This is a genomic window from Rhodococcus sp. 06-221-2 (assembly GCF_002258365.1).
GTDB classification, from domain to species: Bacteria; Actinomycetota; Actinomycetes; order Mycobacteriales; family Mycobacteriaceae; genus Rhodococcoides; species Rhodococcoides fascians.
In genome coordinates, this window is the sequence record NZ_NOYJ01000037.1 from 1 (window position 1) to 17808 (window position 17808).

The following is a 17808-nucleotide window of genomic DNA, read 5'->3' on the forward strand; positions in this document are numbered from 1 at the left end:
GGAAACGCCCGGTCCCATTCCGAACCCGGAAGCTAAGCCCTCCAGCGCCGATGGTACTGCACTCGACAGGGTGTGGGAGAGTAGGACACCGCCGAACACAACTTGAACCAAACAACCCCCGACCATCACGGTCGGGGGTTGTTTGCATTCGAAACCACCACCCACGCAACAGTATTCGCCGCTTTCGTTGACCTGAACGCGCAGGCATCCACACGTGCACCCCCCAGTCCCATCATCGCCATACGGACCGCCCCGTCCCCTCGCGTCGAGTCGCGAACGCGCGCCTGATCGCCGGACGCGAGCAGAACAGCGACACCAGACCGCGCGCACCTGACAAACGCGCGCGCATTCGCATAGCACCAGAGGTGCCGGCACCACGTCGCCTCCGACAGGGCCGGACGCTCACGCGCAACACCAAACCCCCGTCGCATACGCGAGCGCATCGCGCAGACAAAGGGGATCGGTGATCCCCAGCCGTGTCGGCCGCTGAGACGCCACCCCCACCCCGTTCGCACACGCGAGCGCGTTTGCCACACGCGAGCAGAACAGCGACACCGGACTGCGCGTACCTGACAAACGCGCGCGCGTTCGCGTACACCGGGAAGGCCTACCGACCGATCGAATCGAAGTAGTCGGGCCACACTCCACCACTCGTTCGAGTGCGCCCCTAAAAAGTCCAGCTGCACAACAATTCTCGAGCGCGGAATTTAATCAGTGGAGTTCGATGCCTCGGCAGTGCATGATCGTCGTACGGGTACATCGCATCGATCGTGGAGGTGGACAATGGCAGCAAATTTCGAGCTCGCAGGCCGGGGCGTCGTCTACACGCGATCCGCGGCTATTGCCGATTACGCTCTCTGAGTAGAGCTTTCGCGGATCGAGGCCGATGAGCCTCGACAACGACGCGTCGACTATTTTGCGCCGCACGGCTGTGCTCCGTGTGAGGCGTCCATTCTTTCTGTAGGAGAACAGATGTACTACGAACATGTCTTGAGTGAACATCGACAACGGGTTGCCCGGGGTGTCGAGAACTACGAACGGCGTCGCGTAGCAGCCGAGCGGGCTGCGGAAAGTGTTGCGGCACAGGAACGAATCGAACCCGTTCAGGAATCGGTCGGGAAAGCCACTTGGGACGACGAGGAAACACCCGGAAACGGTGACAGTTCTGAATCCGGTATCGGGTCCGGATTCGTCTCGGCACATCGCTGACCGGTCATCGTTTGACCAGATGTGAATATCGATCGCCGGCTGCGTCGATGAAGTCGCGCACGAACCAGCATGCAGGGACCACTTGGAGGCCCTGCGTGCTGGTGTCGTCGAGGGCGTATTCGGTGAGCGCGGCGGCCAGCCCTCGGCCGCGGAACCGAGGCAGTGTCACGGTGTGGTGGAAGGTTCGGACGCCGTTCGACTCGAAGTACTCGGAGTACCCGGCCGGCTCGGAGTCGACGTGAATCTCGAATCGGTGGGCGGCGGTGTCATGGGTGATCGTCACCGGCATTGCGGTACCTCCTGGCAGTATTCGATGTCTCCACGGTAACCGGCAGCCGAACGGCGATCTTCCGGTAGTTACTCGAGCACGCATCGACGCAGTAGGCTGAGGGAAACCGAGTCGTGCGAGCGCCACCCGTCGCAACACCTCTCTTCATAAGTACGGGGCGCTCGAGGCTTAAGGCGGCAAACCGTGGAAGACACATCCGACCGGGGAATCAAGGCTTTCATCAGAACCGTCGCGCAGCGCGGTGGACGCGCGGAGCGTCTGACCACCTCGCGTCGCAATCCCGTTCAGGTCTGGTCGATGGACGGTAAGTCCTCGTGCATCGTGCGGGTGCGATCGAAGGTGACGGGCGACTGGAAGGCCCGCAGGCAGGACGAGTCGCTCGAGAGCGACGACACGGGGTCGTCGTACTGGGTGTTCGTGGACCTGGCAACCGAGGAACCGCGGTTCTACATGGTGTCCTCCGAGGAGATGGCGTCGGATATTCGCGGAGAAGTGGATCTGTGGGTACAGGATTCACCGCTGCGGACGCGAACCGGGCATCACGCCATTGCAGTCGACAGGGTGGCTCACGGCAGTGAACGCTGGGAACTGCTGGGACTGAGCGCCACCCTGGACACGTCCGTCGACGTCGGACCCGAGCAGACGTGGGTTCGCACGCCCAGGGTCAAAGCAACGCGGAAGTCCAAGGTCGTCGTCGAAGAGGAAGTGATCGACAACCGGGTACGGGTGGTGGCCGATTGCGAGGGATACCGGCTCAGCGGGCGATTCGACCCGCACACTCAGCGCCTGGAAATCACGGCCGGGCCGATGGAGGGTCGACGCTTCGACAACCCGTCCGTCGCCGCCAGTGCCGTCGCCACGCATATCAGTGGAGATGTCGAGGAGCGGGACGGCTGGCAGTTCTGGCAGTTGGACACTCCCGATCGCGCCCCTCTCGGTTCCTTTCAGTAAGAACTAGCAGGTGAACGCGGTGATTTTGTGAGCTTTCACCAAGTTCGCGCAAGGTGCGGAAACCGTCGAAGTGTCTGATTAACCTGGCGCTTGTACGACGAGCTCCCTGTTTCAATCGCTGGGTCGAATCGATGCTCGAGAGTTCGTCTGTGCATCGGGTTTCGGGTCTCAGCGAGCTCGACGGTCGACAGTGCGAGGGGTGCTGTCGACCGTGGGGAGAGGTATTCACCATGGAGCAGTCATACCGAGCGGCATCCGCTCATTCGTCCCGCTTCCTTTTTCTCATCGCACAGTTCGTCGATCGGAGAATTCCGGCGGAGTTCTTCTCGACGCAGTTTCGAGAACTCCAGAACACGCGGGTGACGTACCTCGATGCAGAGGTGTCGTCGGTGATCGGGATGCTGTCGGTCGACGTCGGGGCGTATCTGGGAGACGTCGACCTTCGCGGCGTGGACTACATCGATGCGGAACAGCTGTGGCGTGCAGCCGGCCACGCGTTTCGTGACCTCATGACATTGCAGTCCGAGCAGTTCGAGCGCGAGGCCGGCTGATCGGCCGCCGCAGCCCGTCAGCGAAATCGATCACGGTGTCGCAGAAGGTCTTCCAGCCGGAAGCGTCGGTGGGTGCCTCGCATTTCGATCGGTAGGTCTCCGGCGTCTGCCAAGCGCCGGACGTAGGTGTCGGAGACACCGAGTACCTCTGCCGCTTGCGAGGTCGTCAGCAGTTCTTCGACGGTTCCGATGGCCACAGCCCTGGCGGTGGCCAGCTGGGTGAGCAGTTCGAGCACCGCAGCGCGCGCGGGGTCGTCCAGGTCCACCGACACTCCGCCGAGACGGACATCGACGTCCGTGTCCGTGTTCTCGTGCAGTGCCGTCGTGATTCGTGCGGCGGAGCGCGAACTCAGCGCGCGGGTGACGAATCGGAAGTCCATCCGACCAGGATAGGAGCGTCCGGTTCGCCTAGGCTCGGGACACCCACCATCCGAGGAGTGTTTCAGTGCCGCAGTTGTTGCACCTGGATTCGTCTGCCGACCTGTCCCGTTCGATCAGCCGTCGGGTGACAGCCCACTTCTCGGACGCGTGGCACACCATCGGAACCGATCATTCGGTGATTCGCCGTGATCTGCACGTCAATGCATTGCCACATCTGCCGACCTCGGCACTGCATTGGGCACCGCACCTGCGGACTGCCGACGAGACCGTGGACGCGGCAGCCGAGGCTCTTCAGGTCGAGCTGATCGAGGAACTGATCTCCGCGGACGTCGTACTGATCGGTGCGCCGATGTACAACTGGTCGATCCCGTCGACGCTGAAGGCGTGGATCGACTACGTGCACGTTCCAGGAATCACGGTGCCGTTCGACGGCGACACAGCACCACTCGTCGGCAAGCCTGCGGTTGTGGTCACCAGTCGGGGGAACGAGTACACCCCGGGCTCGGAGGCAGCGTCGATCGACCACACCACGGGGCAGCTGCGGCAGGTTCTCGGCGTTGCACTGGGCATGGACGTGCATTTCGTCCCGATCGACCTGACCCTTGCCGAGCGGGTTGCTGGTCTGGCACCGAAGATTCCGCAGGCTCGGGCCAGCCTCGACGCGGCATTCTCGGCCGTCGACGAGCTCGCGCGGCGTCTGGGCACGATCTCGCCCGTGTGAGAGCCGAGTAGCCTGTCAGGGTGCAACCGAACGGCCCTGGTAGCGGCATCGAACGTGGACCAGGACGCCACCGGTTGGCGCGTCCGTCCGGCGACCACGCTGTTGCGCTGCGGATCGGCCGGGTGCTCGTCGCGACGGCGGCGGTGGCGTCCGTCGCAGTCAGTGGCGTCGGATTCGCGGTGTACCGGGAGGCAACCACCGGACTGACCACCTCCGATGCGCTCGACGGTATCGCGAACAACGATCCGGATGTCAACGGTGCCGACACCAACATTCTGCTGATCGGGCTCGACAGTCGTAAGGACATGGACGGCAACGATCTGCCGGCCGCGTTCGTCACCGACACCCTGCATGCCGGTGACAGCGACGTCGGGGGATACAACACCAATACGCTTCTGCTGGTGCATCTTCCGGCCGGCGGTGGACGAGCGACAGCGCTGTCGATACCGCGCGACGACTACGTCGACGTTCCCGGGTACGGCAAGCGCAAGATCAAGGAGGCCTACGGGCTCGCCAAGGCCGATGCCGACACCCAATTGCTCGACGAGGGTGTCACCGACGCGGCCGAGCGTGAGCGTCGAGCACGCGAGGCGGGGCGCCGCTCCACGCTGACGGCCGTTCGCGATCTCCTCGATGTGCCCATCGACCATTTCGCCGAAGTCAATCTTCTGGGGTTCTACGACGTGGCGACGGCAGTCGGCCCGATCCAGGTCTGCCTGAACAACCCGGTGCACGATACGTACTCGGGTGCGGACTTCCCTGCGGGTGCGCAGGAATTGAGCGCGACTCAGGCATTGTCCTTCGTGCGTCAACGGCACGGACTCGACAACGGTGACCTCGACAGAACCAAACGGCAGCAGGCGTTCGTGGCCGGGGTGATGGCCAAGCTCAGCGCATCCGGCGTGCTGGCGAACATCAGCGAATTGCGTGCGCTGATCGCGGGTACCAAGAACGACATCGTCATCGACGCGGGCCTCGACCCGATCGGCCTGGCCGGGGGAGCCGGTGCCGTCATGAAGGGTGATATCGACTTCTACACGCTGCCGATCACGGGCTACGACACCGTCGACGGTCAGGACGTCAATCTCGTCGACGTCGACGCCATCAGAGCCGAGGCAGCGCGATTGATCGGTCCTGCGCAGCCGACGCCCGCAGCCCTCGATCCGACGTCGGATCCGGCACCACCACCGCTCGAGGTAGCCGTACCCGCGCCGTCCCAGGATCTACCGGCCGCCCCGGATCAGGGTGTGCACAGCAACGGCGGCATCCCCTGCGTCGACTGAGCCCTGCATCGGTCAATGGTTCGGGGTGCTCGACAGAACTTCGATCAACTGCTTCTCGACGGCGGCGAACTGTGGCGTCGTGACGATCTCGAGCTCCCGGGGTCGAGGCAGCGGTACGTCGACCTGCCGTCGAACGTGGGCGGGTCGTGGCGAGAGGACCACCACCCGATCGGACAGGTAGACCGCCTCGCGGATGTCATGGGTGATCATCAGCACCGTCCACCTGAACTCCGACCAGACCTGCTGCAGCCAGGCCTGCATGTCACTACGGGTCAACGAGTCCAATGCCCCGAAGGGCTCGTCCAACAGCAACACCGACCGTCCCTGCACCACGGTGCGCAGCAGTGCTGCTCGTTGCCGCATGCCACCGGACAGTTCGGACGGGCGAGCGGACTCGTACCCGTCGAGACCGAACACCGGGAACAACTCGCGTGCCCGAGCTCGTGCCGCCTTCTTTGCGACGCCTTGTACTTCGAGGCCGAGCGAGGTGTTGTCGAGCACCGATCGCCACGGGAACAACAGGTCCTTCTGCGGCATGTACGCGCACGGCGGGACTCTGACCGAGCCCGAATCGGGTGTATCGAGGCCGGCGAGCATGTTGAACACCGTGCTCTTACCCGAGCCGCTCGGACCGATGATCGACACGAATTCACCGGGCCGGACGCCGAACGACACGCCGTCGAGTACCGGTTTTCCGCCGAACGATTTTCTCAGAGCCGAGATGTCGATGCTGTGCTCGAGTTCAGACATTGTGGCCCGCCGACCCCTGACGTGCCCACGGGGCGACGACGCGTTCGACCACGAACGTCGAGACGAACAGGAGCACGCTGATCACCGCGGTGACGGCAACGGCTGCAAGTACCAAATCGGTACGGAACGAATTCTTCTGCTGACTCATGTAGATACCGAGCCCTGCTGTAGCTCCCGCGTATTCGGCAAAGATCGCACCGACGACGGCGTAGGTGATGCCGATGCGAAGCGAGGTGAAGAATCGAGGAAGTGCCGACGGTAGCCGCACGTAGCGGAACTGCTGCCAGCGGCCGGCCCCCATGGTGGACAGGAGGGCTCGCGCGTCGCGATCTGCGGCGGCGAACCCCTCGATGAGCCCGATGGCCATGGGAAAGAACGTCGCCAGTGCGATCACGAGAATCTTCGGTAACAGGCCGAACCCGAACCAGATGATGAGCAGCGGTGCGATGGCGATGATCGGCAGTGTCTGCGAGACGACGAACAAGGGTACGAACGCACGGCGCAGCCACGGCGAGAAGTCCACGGCGATGGCGAGCAGCCAGGCCAGCACGAGAGAGACTGCGAACCCGACGAGTGTCACCTGCAGTGTCGCTGCGGCATTCTCGGCAATCGCCTCGCGTTGGGCCCAGCCTTGCGTGAGAACGCGGCCGGGGGAGGGCAGTACCTGTGGCCTGATGCCGCTCACCTCGACATAGATCTGCCACACCGCGATCGACAGGACGACGACGGTCACCGCGGGCCACGCCCACCGCAACGAAGCTCGGACACCGCTGAGCGAGAACGTATCTCGCTCGGCGGTCACCGGCTCATCGATCGCCGAGGTAGTCATCGGTGAAATAGGTGGACCAGTCCGGTTCGGCGCTCAGCGGCGCACCGTTCTGATCGGTGAGTACCCCGCTGTCGTAGAGAAACTTCGAGTACGCGGTCCACGTGTCGATACTCTGTCGTCCGACCTCGCCCGCGGAATCCTTCATGTACTTCTCTGCGAGCATCTTCTGACTCTCGAACACCAACGACTCGTCGGTGAACGTGCCGGGATTGGCGTCGATCAGATCCTGAGCCGCCCTGTCCGGATCGTCCGCTGCGAGTTGGTAGCCACGCTGCAGCGCCTGCACGAACTTCTTCGCCTCGTCCGGATGCGCAGCCAGCCACGGCTCGTTCCCGCTGATGGTGATGGCGTAAGCGTCGGGGAACCCGTAATCGGTGTAGTCGAAGTACTTCATCGGCGTTCCGCTGTGCTCTGCCTCGATGCCCTCCCACGCGAGGTAGGACACGGTGAAGTCCGCAGTGCCGGAGTACACCGCCTCGTAGGCAGATGTGCCGAGCACTACGGTCTCGTATTCGCCTGTGCCACCGTCGTTCTCGATGACCTGCCGGAGCCCGGCCTGCTCGCCGGATTCACCGAAACCGGCGTAGACCTTGCCGTCGAGTGCGCGTGGGCTCGCGATGTCGTCCCGATCCGCACGCACTCCGATGCCGGTGGCCCAGTGCTGCAGTGGTGCGAGGACGGACACGGTCCGGGCGCCGGCCGATCTTGCGAAGACCGTCGAACTCTGGGTGCTGATACCGAACTCGGCGTTACCTGCATCGACGAGCGTGTCCGCGGCGGTGTTGTTGTACGGCAGTACTTCCACATCGAGCCCGGCGTCGGCGAAGTAACCCTCCTGAAGGGCGACGTAGAGGCCGGTGTGATTGGTGTTGGGAGTCCAGTCGAGGGCGAAACGGATGGTGTCGGAATCCGTCGACTGCGAGCAGCCGGCCATCACCGTAGTCGCGAGGACCGTCGCCACCATCACCGTGAGCAATCGAGACGTTCTCATGCGTGCACCGCGCTCTCGGTCGATGGCCACGGAGTGGGGTGTAATGCGCTGTCCCAGAACATCAATTCGTACCTCGACGCAACGACGAAGGCGTCGATCATCTGCTCACGCTGCAGTTCCGTCGCAGAGTCGGCCGCGTCGTCGACGAAGCCCTTTGCGGCATCGACGATGGCATGGAATTCGGGTGCGTCGTAGTTGGCCACCCACTGTGCGTAGGGATGACCGGGATCGCGTGCCAGCACGGCTTTCGCCGCTCCGGCGAGCGAGCGGCCGACGTCGGCGTAGATCCAGAAGCACGGCAGAACAGCAGCCGCCGCAACGGGATACGGCTCGGTCGCGGCGACGGCCGTCAGGTAGGAGGTGTAGCCGAGGCATGCCGGTGAAGGCGTCGGCGTCTCGGCGGAGGGCGGGAGAACGTCTCCGGTGAGCATGGCCTCGTGCGAGGCGGCCTCGTCCATCGCACTCGCTGCAGCGCCGGCCCAGAAGGCTCCGGCCACCGGTGTCGGCGCGTGCGCTGCCAGCAGGGACAGCGACTTCACGTAGCCACCGAGATACAGCGAATCCTGTTCCAGATATCGACGGAACGCGTCGAGTGGAAGGGTTCCCGCACCGAGTAGGCAGAGAAATTCGAGATCGTCGATCGCGCGTCTGATGTGCGCGGATGCGTCCCAGAGTCGATCGGTGAAGCGGACCGGGTCCGCAGATACAACAGGCGTCATCGCCTTGACATCCCTTCGTCAGTATTACCTGCATCAGGTTCGGCGGGTTTGATCTCAGCATCCGCATCGGCGGACACACCCCGTGTCAGAACGTCAGTGACAGTAACACCGGTCACCATGTGCCGGTGTTACTGCCCCTTCACCTCGGCCTGGGTCTAGCCCAGCATGTCCTCGAGCTCCATGCCCTTGGTCTCGCGGATGTTGGACTTGACGAAAAGGAACGACAACGCAGCGAAGAGCGCGAAGCCGGCGTAGATGACCCACAGTCCGACGGACGACGTCAGTGGTGGGAAGGCAAGCGTGACAGCGAAGTTGGCGATCCAGTTCGCAGCCGTACCGATACCGAGAGCCATGGCACGCATCCGGTTGGGGAACATCTCGCCGAGCATGACCCACATGATCGGTCCCCAGGTCGATGCGAAGAAGATGACGAACAGATTCGCCCCGACCAACGCGATCGCACCCCACGGCGACGGCAGACTGACCTCGTCGCCGCTGCCGGTCGCCTGCGAGAAGGCGACGGACGCCATGACGAGTCCGACGAACATTCCGATGGACCCCGCCATCAGCAGCTTGCGCCTGCCGATGCGATCGACGAACAGAATCGCCACGAACGTCATGGCCACGTTGATGACCGCGGTGATGACCGAGGTGGTGAACGACTGGTCCTCGGTGAACCCGACCGACCGCCACAGCGTCGTCGAGTAGTAGAAGATCGCATTGATGCCGACCAGCTGTTGCAGGACGGCCATCGTGATGCCCACCCAGACGATCGGCTGCAGACCGAACTTGGGGCCACGGATGTCGGCGAACGACGATCGGGCCTCCTTGCGCAGCGTCAGCCTGATCTCGTGCACTCGCTCGTCGGGATGCAGCTCGCCGGTGATGTTCGCCAGAACCGCGGCGGCTTCCTCGTCCAGATGCTGACCCACCAGGTAGCGGGGTGACTCCGGGATCAGGGTGGCCAGGATTCCGTAGACCAGAGCGGGGACCACACCGACGAGGAACATCCAGCGCCACGCCTCGACACCGAACCACAGGTCGTTGGAGGCTCCGTCGGCCGCACCCGCGAGAAGGGCGTCGGACAGCAGGGCAGCGAAGATACCGATGGTGATCGCCAATTGCTGCAGCGAGGCCAGCGCGCCACGCCATTTGGCGGGCGCGATTTCGGCGATGTAGGCCGGTGCGATGACCGACGCGATACCGATGCCGAGACCGCCGAGCACACGCCAGAGCATGAGATCGGGAACGCTGAACGCGAGCCCGGAGCCGACCGAGGAAATGACGAACAGGGCCGAGCCGAGCAGCATCACCTTCTTGCGGCCCCAGCGATCGGCGAGGCTACCGGCGAACCAGGCACCGATCGCGCAGCCGATCAGGGCGATCGCAACCACGAAGCCGGTGGTGAACGAGCCGAGAGAGAAGTGGTCTTCGATCGAATCGACAGCTCCGTTGATGACCGAACTGTCGAAGCCGAACAGGAAGCCGCCTACAGCGGCGGCGACGCTGACGCCGATGACCTTCGCTGTGTGACGGTCCGAGGTCTGATTCATGTGTGATGCACCTTCTGGCCGCGCGCGGGCGCCGGCCGCTGGGGAGACCGTACGGCAGGGATTGTCGTACCGTCCTGGGACATTACGCCTGGTCTTTCGCCGCGCGAACGACGCCGTCAGCGAAGGTCGAAATCGTCGTCCGAGACGGTGAATCCGTGGCCGACCTGATCGGTGCAGGTGACTCCGGTCTGCTCGTCGACGCTGCATCGAAGCCCGTTGGTGGATCCGCTACCCGCGACGGTGAGTTCTTCGCCGTACGGGAGTGCCGCCGCGGGTCCGTCGAATCGGTGGAACTTGGGATCGCCCAGGCTCTCGAACTTCGCCGGGGAGCCGGCGATGATCTGCACGGAATTGGGTTTCACCCGGTCGGAGGATGCACTGTCGGTCACCTCGGGGGCCGAGTCGGGCAGCGAGCCGTGGCAACCGGCGATCGACGTCTCTTGTACGGCTATACCGCACTCGAACTTGCCGCTGGGGCTCGTGAAGTAGTACCAGCCCGGAGCCTTGCCCGCGTACTGTGTCGGGTTCGCTTGATGCGCAACGGCACTCGGCGTGGTCTTCGCGGTGCTGGACGGTGTGGTGCTGGACGGTGTCGCGGAGGACGGCGTGGAAGGCACACTGCTCGACGGCAGGCCACGGTCGGTGGTCGGAACCGCGGTGATCGGCTGGGGGCGGTCGGTGATGACCGTCGCCATGGGTCCGTCACCTCCGCCGCTCGAACCGCAGGCAGACAACAGACACACTCCGACGACCGCCGCCAGGGCGGATCCAATTCTCTTCATGACTCGTTCCTCGGTTCGATGGGAGCGCTGGCGGGGGTTTCGAGGAGGCCGGCGTCGGGGATGGAGTTGGTACGTTGAGCAACGACCCGAAGGGAGGTGCGATGGACACGTCCGACTCCACCGTGCGTGTGAGCACGCCGTACGGCGACGTTCTCGGCTACCCGGTTACGGGCGATGCATCGCCGACCGTCGCCTGGAGGGGTATTCCGTACGCGACGCCGCCGGTGGGTGAGTTGCGGTTTCGAGCACCGCGTCCCCTGCAGCCGTGGAACGGCGTGCTCGACGGTCTGCACTTCGGTGCGATGGCACCTCAGGGCCGCGACAGCCCGGTCCCGATCGATCCGTCGTTGTCGATCTCCGAGGATTGCCTGTCGCTCAACGTGTGGGCGCCACGGCCCGACGGCGAACTGCGTCCGGTGCTGGTGTGGATTCACGGCGGCGCGTATTCGCTCGGTTCGTCCGCGCAACAGGTGTACGACGGGCGACATCTGAGCGAGAACGGCGACGTGGTCGTGGTCTCGATCAACTTTCGTCTCGGCGCATTCGGCTTTCTCGATCTGTCGTCCTTCTCCACCGACGAACACGTCTTCGAGACCAATCTCGGTTTGCGCGACCAGATTGCGGCGCTGCAATGGGTCCGGGAGTGCATCTCCGCCTTCGGTGGGGACCCCGACGAGATCACCGTCTTCGGCGAGTCCTCCGGGGGCGCGTCGGTCACCACTCTGATGACCTCGCCCAAGGCCGAGGGGCTCTTCCATCGAGCGATCGTGCAAAGTGCCCCGGCCACGTCCGTGTACGGTCCCGAACGCGGCGCTGCGGTGGCCGCCCGGTTCCTCGAGCTCGTGGGGGTCGACCGCGAGGACGTCGGCGAGTTGCTCGAGATGCACTTCAGCAGACTGGTCACCGCGGGGGACACTCTCTGCTACGAGATTCCGACCACAGTTCCTGGGACACTGGGACTTTCGCCCGTCGTCGACGGAGACATCGTGCCCCGCTACCCGGTCGCGGCCTTTCAAAAAGGTCTCTCGCACAGAATTCCGTTGATCATCGGTACCAACCACGACGAGCCCTCGATCTTCCGGTTCATGAAGTCCCCGTTGATGCCGATCACATCCGACACCGTCTCGGAGATGTTCCGGGCCATCGCGCACGATCACGCGGACATGCCCGCCTCGCGCATCGCAGAAATCATGGCCGCCTACCCGGACAGGAACAAACCTGCTGGGGCTCAGGCCATCTCGCGTGACGCAGGCTTCGTCATGCCGAGTCTGTGGATCGCCGACGGGCACAGTAGGCATTCGCCGACCTGGATGTACCGTTTCGATCACGCGACGCCGATGCTCAAGGCCGCGCGAGTAGGGGCCGGCCACGCGACCGAACTGCCGTACGTGTTCGGCAATTTCGGAACTCTCAACCGAGATCCCACCTTCTGGCTGGGGGGTCGGAAACCGGCGATGGCGGTGTCGGCCCGGATGCAGCGGCGGTGGCTGGCCTTCGCGCGGTACGGAGTACCGGCCGCGCTGGACGCGTCCAAGCACTGGGCCCCGTACACCGAGAAGAATCGATGGACTCTGGTGATCGATACGTCCGACACGCTCGTCGACGATCCCGACGGAGACATGCGCGCTGCCTGGGGCGACCGGGTGGTGGGATTCAGCTGACCCGTCGCCGGCCCGCCGCCGGGTCGTTCCGCAGGCTTCACTCCTGCTCGGGACGTCACAGGCATGCATCGAACGTAACAGCAAGAACACCGGCCGCTGGAGTCACAGCGGTAACAATTGAATGTCAGGCAGGAGTGGAGCCTGCGGAATGACCCGGTTGGGTAGGCCAGTCGGTGGGTGCGGTTATGTTCGATGAGTGCTGATGTCCAGGATTGTCGAAACCTCTCGGGCCGTGGCCGCGACGCGTTCGCGCAAGGTCAAGATCGAGGAGCTCGGTGCTGTGCTGTCCGAGGCACAGGCGGGTGACATCGAACCGGCGGTGTCGTGGTTGTCGGGCGAATTGCCGCAGGGACGGATCGGGGTCGGCTGGCGCACACTCGCAGATCTGGATGTCCCGTCCGCCTCGGAGTCGACACTGACGGTTGCCGAGGTGGACGAGAAGTTGTCCGAGGTGGCGGCGACGTCGGGCGCTGGTTCGGCTGCGCGACGTTCGGCCCTGCTGCTGGACTTGTTCTCGCGGACCACTGCCGACGAGCGTGCGTTCGTCATCAGGTTGGTCACGGGCGAGCTGAGGCAAGGTGCGCTCGAGGGCATCATGGTCGACGCTGTCGCCGCTGCCACAGCTCTGCCGCAGGCGTCGGTGCGGCGCGCGTTCATGCTGTCCGGTCGATTGTCTGCCACTGCCGTCGCCGCCATGACCGGTGGTGTCGAGGCATTGAACGCCTTTCGACTCGAAGTCGGTCGGCCGGTTCGCCCGATGCTGGCGTCGCCGGCGGAGTCTCTTCGGGGTGCGTGGGAGCAGCTGGCGGGGGATGTGACGGTCGAGTACAAGCTGGACGGTGCCCGAATTCAGGTGCATCGCTCGGGATCCGACGTGAGCATCTACACCCGCACCCTGCGCGATATCACCGCCGGTGTGCCCGAGCTGGTGGAACTGGTCCGTGCACTTCCCTGCGAGTCGGTGGTCCTCGATGGCGAAACACTCGCACTGGACGACAGTGGCAGGCCGCGTCCGTTCCAGGAGACGATGAGCCGGTTCGGTGCCGAGAGCGCACACGAATTGTTGCTGCAGCCCTATTTCTTCGACTGTCTGCATCTCGACGGCGTCGATCTGCTCGACGCTCCACTCGAAGAGCGTCTCGCAGCGCTCGACAAGGTGGCACCGGGCCATCGGATTCCGAGTGCCGTACGGCCCGACGCCGACGGGGCGGCTGCCCACTTCGATGCTGCGCTCGATGCCGGGCACGAGGGAGTCATGCTCAAGGCTCTGAGCGCCCCGTATGCGGCAGGCCGGCGCGGAAAGAGTTGGCAGAAGGTTAAACCCGAACACACTCTCGATCTCGTTGTTCTCGGCGCGGAGTGGGGATACGGCCGACGGACGGGCTTTCTGTCCAACCTGCATCTGGGGGCCCGCGATCCCGACGGCGGTGAACCGATCATGGTCGGCAAGACGTTCAAAGGCCTGACCGATGTGCTGCTGCAGTGGCAGACGGAGGAATTCCCGAAGCACGAACGCGAGCGAGATCAGCACACCGTGTACCTGCGGCCCGAGTTGATAGTCGAAATCGAACTCGACGGAGTGCAGGTCAGCTCGCGCTATCCGGGCGGGGTGGCCCTGCGTTTCGCCCGAGTGTTGCGATACCGACCGGACAAGAACCTGGCCACCGCAGACACCATCGATGCCGTCCGCGCGTTGTTGCCCAACTCGAACTCGTGAGTTCGCCGAGAACTGTGCACGATTAATACATACGAAACCGGACGAACGATCCCGTAACACGGCGCAAAATACCTTGAGGGTGCAAGCCAGCGAGAGATGGAGTGCCGATGATGTCCACAGTTCGAGCTGCGTTGGTCCAGAGCACGTGGACCGGTGACAAAGAATCGATGATCGAGGCACACGAGGGGTTCGCTCGGTCTGCCGCCGAGCAGGGCGCGAAAGTTGTCTGCTTTCAAGAGCTTTTCTACGGTCCGTACTTCTGCCAGCTTCAGGATGCGAAATTCTACGAGTACGCCGAATCCGTACCGGGCCCGACGGTCGACCGGTTCGCGGCGTTGGCGAAAGAGCTCGGGATCGTCATGATCCTGCCCGTCTACGAGCAGGAACAGCCCGGGTTGCTGTACAACACCGCTGCTGTGGTCGACGCAGACGGCACGTATCTCGGTAAATACCGCAAGCATCACATTCCCCACGTCAACGGATTCTGGGAGAAGTTCTATTTCCGTCCCGGCAACCTGGGGTGGCCGGTGTTCGATACCGCCGTCGGCCGCATCGGCGTCTACATCTGTTACGACCGGCATTTTCCCGAAGGCTGGCGTGCTCTCGGACTTGCCGGTGCCGAGATCGTCTTCAATCCCTCGGCAACCTCACGGGGTCTGTCGAATTATCTGTGGAAACTCGAGCAACCGGCCTCGGCCGTCGCGAACGAGTACTACGTGGGTGCGATCAACCGCGTCGGAATCGAATCCGAGTACGGCGACGACGATTTCTACGGCACCAGCTACTTCGTGGACCCCGAGGGCAAATTCGTCGGCGAGGTGGCGTCGGATTCCAAGCCCGAGATCGTCGTTCGAGACCTGGACATGGACCTGATCAAAGTGGTTCGTGACCGATGGGCGTTCTACCGCGACCGTAGACCCGACGCCTACGGCCCACTGGTGCAACCCTGATGACCACCACCTTCGTGCACGGCGGCACTGTCGTATCCACCACCGGCGCACAGGAACTGGATGTGCTCATCGACGGTGAGACCATCGTCGCAGTGCTGGCACCCGGCTCGGTGTCCTTGGCCGCAGATCTGAAGACATCGGCGGACGTCGTCATCGATGCCACCGGGAAGTACGTGATTCCGGGCGGCGTGGACGGACACACGCACATGGAGATGCCGTTCGGGGGCACGTTCGCCTCCGATACCTTCGAAACCGGGACGCGCGCAGCGGCGTGGGGTGGTACGACGACCATCGTGGATTTCGCCATCCAGACTCCCGGCCAACGCGTCCAGGACACTCTGGCGCAGTGGCACGACAAGGCCGCCGGTCGGTGCGCGATCGATTACGGGTTTCATCAGATCATCGGCGACGTCACCGATGATTCGCTGAAAGCCATGAGCGAGTTGGTCTCCGAGGGTGTCACCAGCTTCAAACTCTTCATGGCGTATCCGGGGGTCTTCTACTCCGACGACGGCAAGATCCTGCGAGCCATGCAGTCGGCGGCGGAAACGGGTGCGCTGTTGATGATGCACGCGGAGAACGGGATTGCCATCGATGTCCTCGTGGCCCAGTCCATCGCACGCGGCGACACGGCCCCGTACTTCCACGGGACATCGCGTCCGTGGCAGCTGGAGGAAGAGGCGACGCATCGAGCGATCATGCTGGCCGACGTCACCGGAGCGCCGCTGTACGTCGTGCACGTATCGGCAAAGCAGGCTCTCGAACAGATTGCGCAGGCTCGGGGCAACGGGCAGAACGTGTTTGCCGAGACGTGTCCGCAGTACCTTTATCTCTCGCTCGAAGAACAACTCGGTGCACCCGGCTTCGAGGGGGCCAAATGGGTCTGCTCGACGCCCCTGCGGTCGCGGGCCGAGGGCCATCAGGACGAACTGTGGCGCTACCTGCGCACCGGTGACGTGGCAACCGTCAGTACCGACCACTGCCCGTTCTGCATGAAGGACCAGAAAGAAATGGGAATCGGCGATTTCTCCAAAATTCCCAACGGAATCGGTTCGGTGGAACATCGCATCGACTTGATGTTCCAGGGGGTCAAGAGCGGCAAGATCACCCTCGAGAAGTGGGTCGACGTCTGTTGCACCACCCCGGCCCGGATGTTCGGTATGTATCCGAGAAAGGGCGTCATCAGCCCCGGAGCAGATGCCGACATCGTGATCTACGACCCGAACGGGCACACCAGCATCGGGGTCGAGAAGACCCACCACATGAACATGGACTATTCGGCGTACGAGGGTTTCGAGATCGACGGCCACGTGGACACCGTGATGTCTCGCGGGCGCGTCATCGTCGACAGTGGATCCTATTCCGGCACTGCGGGACACGGCCGCTTCGTTCGCCGCGACCTGTCACAGAATCTGATCTGAGCCATGGACATCGGGGTGGTGCTGCAGTGCAATCCGCCGGCGTCGCGGGTGATCGATCTGGCCAGACAGGCCGAGACGCATGGGTTTTCGCACGTATGGACGTTCGATTCGCATCTGCTGTGGCAGGAACCGTACGTCATCTACAGTCAGATTCTGGCCGCGACCAGGCGTGTGACCGTGGGTCCGATGGTCACCAATCCGGCTACCCGCGATTGGACCGTGACGGCGTCGACGTTCGCGACACTCAACGACATGTTCGGCAATCGAACCGTCTGCGGCATCGGTCGGGGTGATTCCGCGGTGCGCGCTCTCGGAGGGAAGCCGACAACGCTTGCCTCGCTTCGAGACTCGATCGAGGTGATCCGAAATCTGGCCAACGGGCGCAGCGCCCGGGTGGGTGAGACGACGGTGCAGTTCCCGTGGGCGGAGCATTCGACGCTGGAGGTGTGGGTCGCGGCGTACGGACCGAAAGCCCTCGAGCTCACCGGGCAGGTAGCGGACGGATTCATTCTGCAATTGGCAGATCCGGATATCGCTGCGTGGACGATCGGCCGGGTGCGTGCTGCGGCCGAGCAGGCGGGCCGAGATCCGGATTCGATCTCGATCTGCGTGGCAGCTCCCGCCTACGTCACCGACGGTACCGAGGCCGGTCTCGAACATGCCCGCGACCAATGTCGTTGGTTCGGTGGGATGGTCGGCAATCACGTCGCCGAGATCGTCGCACGCTACGGCGGTGACGGCGGCGGTGTTCCGCAGGCACTCACCGACTACATCGCGGCGCGCAAAGGGTACGACTACAACGAGCACGGTCGAGCCGGAAACTCGCACGCAGAATTCGTTCCGGACGAGGTGATCGACAGGTTCTGCCTACTGGGCACCCCGGCCGATCACATCGCCAAGCTGAAGGAGCTCGAGGCGCTCGGCGTCGACCAGTTCTCGGTGTACCTGCAGCACGACGCCAAGGCAGCGACGCTCGAAGCGTACGGAGAGAGCATCATCCCGCAGATTCGCACATCTGTCACGGCTACGTCGTGACGGGCGACGGGACTG

17 protein-coding genes, 1 rRNA gene and 1 riboswitch are annotated in these 17808 nt (G+C 63.7%); of the genes, 10 read left to right on the forward strand and 8 right to left on the reverse strand.

Annotated features, from left to right (window positions below; genetic code table 11):
* Positions 1–97: ribosomal RNA gene (gene rrf, locus CH281_RS25065) — 5S ribosomal RNA — on the forward strand; the annotation flags it as partial.
* A gap of 1116 nt (positions 98–1213) precedes the next feature.
* On the opposite strand, the gene CH281_RS25075 is transcribed toward rrf, so the two are convergent.
* On the reverse strand, positions 1214–1498 hold the full coding sequence (locus tag CH281_RS25075; protein WP_027497965.1) for a GNAT family N-acetyltransferase: 285 nt from the start codon (positions 1496–1498) through the stop codon (positions 1214–1216).
* A gap of 183 nt (positions 1499–1681) precedes the next feature.
* Here CH281_RS25075 and CH281_RS25080 point away from each other — a divergent pair, with 183 nt between their 5' ends.
* Both CH281_RS25080 and CH281_RS25085 read left to right on the forward strand, forming a co-directional pair.
* Positions 1682–2449, forward strand: coding sequence for a hypothetical protein (locus CH281_RS25080; RefSeq protein WP_032365542.1), 768 nt, complete (start codon positions 1682–1684; stop codon positions 2447–2449).
* A 230-nt stretch (positions 2450–2679) separates the two neighbouring features.
* Positions 2680–3000, forward strand: a complete 321-nt coding sequence (locus CH281_RS25085; RefSeq protein ID WP_027497963.1) for a colicin immunity domain-containing protein — start codon at positions 2680–2682, stop codon at positions 2998–3000.
* A gap of 17 nt (positions 3001–3017) precedes the next feature.
* On the opposite strand, the gene CH281_RS25090 is transcribed toward CH281_RS25085, so the two are convergent.
* A complete protein-coding gene (locus CH281_RS25090) occupies positions 3018–3380 on the reverse strand; it encodes a helix-turn-helix domain-containing protein (RefSeq protein WP_032389982.1) in 363 nt (120 codons plus the stop codon).
* A 65-nt stretch (positions 3381–3445) separates the two neighbouring features.
* On the opposite strand from CH281_RS25090, the gene CH281_RS25095 reads away from it, so the two are divergent.
* The gene (locus CH281_RS25095) at positions 3446–4102 is read left to right on the forward strand and encodes an FMN-dependent NADH-azoreductase (RefSeq protein WP_094695822.1); all 657 of its coding nucleotides are present in this window, start codon (positions 3446–3448) and stop codon (positions 4100–4102) included.
* Positions 4103–4122: 20 nt separating this feature from the next.
* Positions 4123–5385, forward strand: a complete 1263-nt coding sequence (locus CH281_RS25100; RefSeq protein WP_094695823.1) for an LCP family protein — start codon at positions 4123–4125, stop codon at positions 5383–5385.
* A 12-nt stretch (positions 5386–5397) separates the two neighbouring features.
* On the opposite strand, the gene CH281_RS25105 is transcribed toward CH281_RS25100, so the two are convergent.
* From CH281_RS25105 to CH281_RS27075, 6 genes are all read right to left on the reverse strand, one after another.
* Positions 5398–6135, reverse strand: coding sequence for an ABC transporter ATP-binding protein (locus CH281_RS25105; RefSeq protein ID WP_094695824.1), 738 nt, complete (start codon positions 6133–6135; stop codon positions 5398–5400).
* Positions 6128–6964 (reverse strand): ABC transporter permease, encoded by an 837-nt coding sequence (locus CH281_RS25110; RefSeq protein ID WP_032385082.1) that lies wholly within the window; start codon positions 6962–6964, stop codon positions 6128–6130. The genes CH281_RS25105 and CH281_RS25110 overlap by 8 nt, the downstream gene beginning before the upstream one ends.
* A complete protein-coding gene (locus CH281_RS25115; RefSeq protein ID WP_045840965.1) occupies positions 6942–7928 on the reverse strand; it encodes an ABC transporter substrate-binding protein in 987 nt (328 codons plus the stop codon). Before CH281_RS25115 ends, CH281_RS25110 begins: the two co-directional genes overlap by 23 nt.
* A gap of 23 nt (positions 7929–7951) precedes the next feature.
* On the reverse strand, positions 7952–8674 hold the full coding sequence (locus CH281_RS25120; protein ID WP_032383717.1) for a TenA family protein: 723 nt from the start codon (positions 8672–8674) through the stop codon (positions 7952–7954).
* Positions 8668–8767, reverse strand: a riboswitch (TPP riboswitch). Its footprint overlaps the gene before it by 7 nt.
* A gap of 62 nt (positions 8768–8829) precedes the next feature.
* A complete protein-coding gene (locus CH281_RS25125) occupies positions 8830–10227 on the reverse strand; it encodes a sugar porter family MFS transporter (RefSeq protein WP_027497956.1) in 1398 nt (465 codons plus the stop codon).
* Between the two features lie 116 nt (positions 10228–10343).
* Positions 10344–11009, reverse strand: a complete 666-nt coding sequence (locus CH281_RS27075) for a hypothetical protein (RefSeq protein ID WP_179274290.1) — start codon at positions 11007–11009, stop codon at positions 10344–10346.
* A 101-nt stretch (positions 11010–11110) separates the two neighbouring features.
* On the opposite strand from CH281_RS27075, the gene CH281_RS25135 reads away from it, so the two are divergent.
* The 5 genes from CH281_RS25135 to CH281_RS25155 all read left to right on the forward strand — a co-directional run bounded on the left by CH281_RS25135 (position 11111) and on the right by CH281_RS25155 (position 17793).
* Positions 11111–12670, forward strand: coding sequence for a carboxylesterase/lipase family protein (locus CH281_RS25135; protein ID WP_094695825.1), 1560 nt, complete (start codon positions 11111–11113; stop codon positions 12668–12670).
* Between the two features lie 196 nt (positions 12671–12866).
* Positions 12867–14387, forward strand: coding sequence for an ATP-dependent DNA ligase (locus tag CH281_RS25140; protein ID WP_027497953.1), 1521 nt, complete (start codon positions 12867–12869; stop codon positions 14385–14387).
* Between the two features lie 110 nt (positions 14388–14497).
* The gene (locus CH281_RS25145) at positions 14498–15337 is read left to right on the forward strand and encodes a nitrilase-related carbon-nitrogen hydrolase (RefSeq protein WP_204848030.1); all 840 of its coding nucleotides are present in this window, start codon (positions 14498–14500) and stop codon (positions 15335–15337) included.
* Positions 15337–16758, forward strand: a complete 1422-nt coding sequence (gene hydA / locus CH281_RS25150; protein WP_094695826.1) for a dihydropyrimidinase — start codon at positions 15337–15339, stop codon at positions 16756–16758. Before CH281_RS25145 ends, hydA begins: the two co-directional genes overlap by 1 nt.
* 3 nt (positions 16759–16761) lie before the next feature.
* Entirely contained in the window at positions 16762–17793 is a 1032-nt protein-coding gene (locus tag CH281_RS25155; protein WP_094695827.1) for a TIGR03842 family LLM class F420-dependent oxidoreductase, read from the forward strand.
* The last annotated feature ends 15 nt before the right edge of the window (positions 17794–17808 follow it).